Source organism: Actinomadura logoneensis, assembly GCF_003428695.1.
Classification (GTDB): domain Bacteria; phylum Actinomycetota; class Actinomycetes; order Streptosporangiales; family Streptosporangiaceae; genus Spirillospora; species Spirillospora logoneensis.
Genome location: NZ_QURH01000781.1, coordinates 1 through 4,040 on the forward strand (window position 1 = coordinate 1; position 4,040 = coordinate 4,040).

At 76.3% G+C, this 4,040-nt stretch carries 4 protein-coding genes and 1 pseudogene; 3 read left to right on the forward strand and 2 right to left on the reverse strand.

Annotation, left to right across the window (positions count from 1 at the left end; all coding sequences use genetic code 11):
• Positions 1-204 precede the first annotated feature (204 nt).
• From DZF91_RS27275 to DZF91_RS42300, 3 genes and pseudogenes are all read left to right on the forward strand, one after another.
• The gene (locus DZF91_RS27275; protein WP_117360015.1) at positions 205-1,122 is read left to right on the forward strand and encodes an aldose 1-epimerase family protein; all 918 of its coding nucleotides are present in this window, start codon (positions 205-207) and stop codon (positions 1,120-1,122) included.
• Entirely contained in the window at positions 1,119-2,345 is a 1,227-nt protein-coding gene (locus tag DZF91_RS27280) for a DUF6986 family protein (protein WP_117360016.1), read from the forward strand. Before DZF91_RS27275 ends, DZF91_RS27280 begins: the two co-directional genes overlap by 4 nt.
• 152 nt (positions 2,346-2,497) lie before the next feature.
• A pseudogene (locus DZF91_RS42300) lies at positions 2,498-2,740 on the forward strand (IS481 family transposase); the annotation flags it as partial.
• Here DZF91_RS42300 and DZF91_RS27290 read toward each other — a convergent pair.
• The gene (locus tag DZF91_RS27290) at positions 2,737-3,330 is read right to left on the reverse strand and encodes a nucleotidyltransferase family protein (protein WP_117360017.1); all 594 of its coding nucleotides are present in this window, start codon (positions 3,328-3,330) and stop codon (positions 2,737-2,739) included. The pseudogene DZF91_RS42300 and the gene DZF91_RS27290 sit on opposite strands and share 4 nt — an antisense overlap.
• 21 nt (positions 3,331-3,351) lie before the next feature.
• Positions 3,352-4,040, reverse strand: a 689-nt coding sequence (locus DZF91_RS27295; RefSeq protein ID WP_199486929.1) for an XdhC family protein, incomplete at its 5' end; no start/stop codon positions are given.

A 4,040-nucleotide genomic window follows, 5' to 3' on the forward strand; every position in this document is an offset into this window, starting at 1 on the left:
CCGTCCGGCAGGCCGGGGAGCGGTTCGCCCTGCGCGGCGCCGTCCGGCTCGGCGACCCGGCCGCGGCCACCGCCGGATGAGCCCCCACCGAGACACGTGCCGCGCCGTGCCCCGAGACACGCGCCGCGCCCTGCCCCGAGACACGCGCCGTGCCGTGCGCCCTGGCGCCGGGCGGCCGGGGCGCGCGGGGATACCCTGCCCCGCATGACCGAGCAGCATCCCCTCACCGGCACCCAGCACATCCTCACCGCGGGCCCCTACCAGGCCGTGGTGACCGAGGCGGGGGCGGCCCTGCGCGCCCTCACCCGCGACGGCCTCGACCTGGTGCTCACGCACGACGCCGACACGCTCCCCCCGGCCGCCTCCGGCCAGCTGCTCGTCCCGTTCCCGAACCGCGTGGACGGGGGCCGCTACACCTTCGAGGGCACGTCCTACCAGCTCGCGCTCACCGAGCCGAAGCTCGGCAACGCGATCCACGGGCTGGTGCGCTGGTCGGCGTGGACGGCCACCGAGCGGGCGAGCGACCGCGTCACGCTCGCGCTCGACCTTCCGGGCGCGCAGGGCTACCCGTTCCGGCTGTCCCTCACCGCCGAGTACGTCCTGGACGCCGAGGAGGGCCTGACCGTCCGGCTCGGCGCCGAGAACACCGGCACGCGGCCCGCGCCGTACGCGCACGGCGCCCACCCGTACCTGACCGTCGGCGTCCCGATCGACGAGTGCGAGGTCGCGCTCGACGCCGCGCGCTACCTCCCGGCCGGCGACCGGATGATCCCGGCGGACGCGCCCGTCCCGGTGGACGGCACCGACCGCGACCTGCGCGGCGGCGTGGTCCTCGGCGGCCGGCGGATCGACAACGCCTACACGGGCCTGGCCCGCGACGGGCGGGGCCGCGCCTGGACGCGCCTGACCGGCGGCGGACGCTCCGTCGCGCTCTGGGCGGACGAGGCGCACCCGTGGATCGAGGTGTTCACCGCCGACACCGTCCCGGTGGCGCACCGCCGCCTCGGCCTCGCCGCCGAGCCGATGACGGCCCCGCCGAACGCGTTCGCGACGGGCACCGATCTGGTCATTCTCCAGCCGGGCGCCCGGACGGGCGGTTCATGGGGGATCATGGCGTCGTGAACCTCAGCGTCCCCTCGATCGACGACCTGTCCGCCCGCGTCGCCGCGATCCGCGAGACGCACGCCGCGACGTTCCCCGGCCCCGCCGAAGGCCGCCAGCCGGTGCACACCGTCTACGTCCCGGCCGACCGCTTCACCCCCGGCACCGCCGCCGAGTTCGGCACGGAGGCGCTGCGCCTGCTGGACGCGCACGCGCCCGGCGCGGGGACGTTCGGCACGGTGTTCGGCATCGACGCGGGGCTCGCCGGGGCCGTCCGCGAGCGCGTCGCCGCCAAGCTCGCCGGCGAGCCCGTCGAGGACCTGCGCGTCGACTTCGAGGACGGCTACGGCGCGCGTCCCGACGCCGAGGAGGACGCGCACGTCGCCCACGTCGTGGAGTCGGTCGCCGCCGCCTACGAGGCGCGCACCCTGCCGCACTACTGGGGGCTGCGGGTCAAGTCGTTCGCCGACGGCGCGCACGAGCGGTCCATGCGCACCCTGGACGGCTTCCTCACCGCGCTGCGCGACCGTCTCGGCCGGCTCCCCGGCGGCTTCACCATCACCTTCCCGAAGGTCGTGATGGCCGAGGACGTCGAGGTCTTCACCGACTACCTGGAGCGGCTGGAGGGCGCGCTCGGCCTGCCCGGCGGCATCCTCCGGTTCGAGATCCAGGTCGAGACCACCGAGTCGCTCGTCGACCACCAGGGCCGGATCGGGCTGCGCGCCGTCGCCGCCGCCGCGCGCGGCCGGATGACCGCCGCGCACTTCGGCGTGTACGACTACACCGCCGCCTGCGACCTGCCGCCCGGGCAGCAGCGCCTCGACCACCCCGCCTGCGACTTCGCCCGCGACATCATGCGGGTGGCGCTCGCGGGCACCGGCGTCCGCCTGTCGGACGGCTCGACCAACCTCGTCCCGCGCGACGACTCCTCCGAGGAGGTCCACGGCGTCTGGACCGAGCACTCCCGGCACGTCCGGCACTCCCTGTCCAACGGCTTCTACCAGGGCTGGGACCTGCACCCCGCGCACCTGCCGAGCCGCTACGCCGCCGTCTACCGCTTCTACCTGGAGGGCGTGGACGACGACGCCGTCGCCCGCGTCCGCGCCTGGCACGAGCGGTCCGCCGCGGGCGGGGCGAACGGCGTCATCGACGAGCCCGCGACCATCCGGTCCCTCACGGCCCTCCTCCAGCGGGCCGTCGACTGCGGCGCGGTCGACCCGTCCGTGCTGCCGCCGAGGTCCTAGCGACCCGGCACAGCACCAGGGCCACCCGGGCCGGGGCGGCTACCCGTCACTCCCGGACCGCCGTCTCCGCCTCGTGGTTGAGGTACTCGAGCCCGGACGTCTCGACGCCGACCGCGAAGCGCGCCCCGTTCCAGCGGCTTCCGCAGCGCCCCCGGCGGCCCCGCCCTCGGCGACGCCGCCGCAATGGGCCTCGCCCTGGCCACCGGCCGGGGCGAACTCCTGCTCGCCCACTGGCCGACGAACGGGCCTACGCCCGGCCCTACACCTCAGAAGCCCAACGCCGCCAAGCGCTTGCACCATGGCTCCACGTGGACGACCATCACCGCAGCCACACCGCGCTCGCAGGCCACCCACCCGCCAGCCGCGTACCCAACCTCACAGGTCAGTACAGCTAGACGTCGTCGGGGACGGTGTAGGCGGCGAGGTCGGCGGGCGTGTCGATGTCGTCCGGGGACGCCACGTCGTCGCAGGGGACGGCCGTGACGAGGCCGGGGTTCGCGCGCAGGAACGGACGCGCGCCCACGTCCCCCACAGCGGACGCCGCGACGGCGGCGAAGTGCTCGCGGGCGACGAGCACCGGGTTGCGCGGACGTCCGCCGTAGGTGGCGACCGCGACGCGCGCGCCGTCCTCGTACGCGGCGAGCAGGCGGGCCACGGCGGCGGACGTCACGCGCGGCTGGTCCACCAGGGCGATGACGGCGGCCGGGCACTCGGGCGGCAGGGCGGCCAGGCCCGCGCGCAGCGACGAGCCCATGCCCGTCGCCCAGTCCGGGTTCGGGACGACGACCGCGCCGATCACCTCGACCGTGACGGCCCCCGCGACGACCACGACCGGCGCGCAGCCGCCGTCGTGCAGCGTGCGGACGCCCCGGTCGACGAGGCGTTCGCCGTCCAGTTCCAGCAGGGCCTTGGGCCGGCCGAGCCGGCTGCCGCCGCCGGCGGCGAGCAGCAGACCGGCGGGTGGTTGCGCTCCGTGCAGGGTCATCCCGGCAGGGTAGCCGCCCGATCACCGTTCGCCGTGGATACGGCCCTCGGTGTCCGACAGCGGACGCCCCGAGCCGCCCCAGCGGAGCTGCACCAGCTCCGCCGCGATCGACACGGCGGTCTCCTCCGGGGTGCGGGCGCCGAGGTCCAGGCCGATGGGCGAGCGCAGCCGCGCCAGCTCGGCCTCGGTGAGCCCGGCCTCGCGCAGCCGGGCGAGGCGGTCCTCGTGCGTGCGGCGCGAGCCCATCGCCCCGACGTACCCGGCGGACGTGCGCAACGCGACCTCCAGCAGCGGGACGTCGAACTTCGGGTCGTGGGTGAGGACGCAGACGGCCGTCCGCCCGTCCACCTCAGCGTCGGCCAGGAACGCGTGCGGCCACCTCACCACGACCTCGTCCGCGTCCGGGAACCGCTTGGCCGTCGCGAACACCGGGCGCGCGTCGCACACCGTGACGTGGTAGCCGAGGAACTTGCCGACGCGCGCGACGGCCGCGGCGAAGTCGATCGCGCCGAACACCAGCAGGCGCGGCGGCGGCGCGAAGCTCTGCACGAACACGGTCAGGTCGTCCAGCCGCCGCTCCCCGCGCGGACCGTAGTGCCGCCGCCCGGTGAGGCCCTGCGCGAGCATGCCGCGCGCGTCGTCGTCCACCGCCGCGTCCAGCCGGGCCGCGAACGGCTCGCCCGGCGCCAGCGACCCCGACGCGCCGCGCC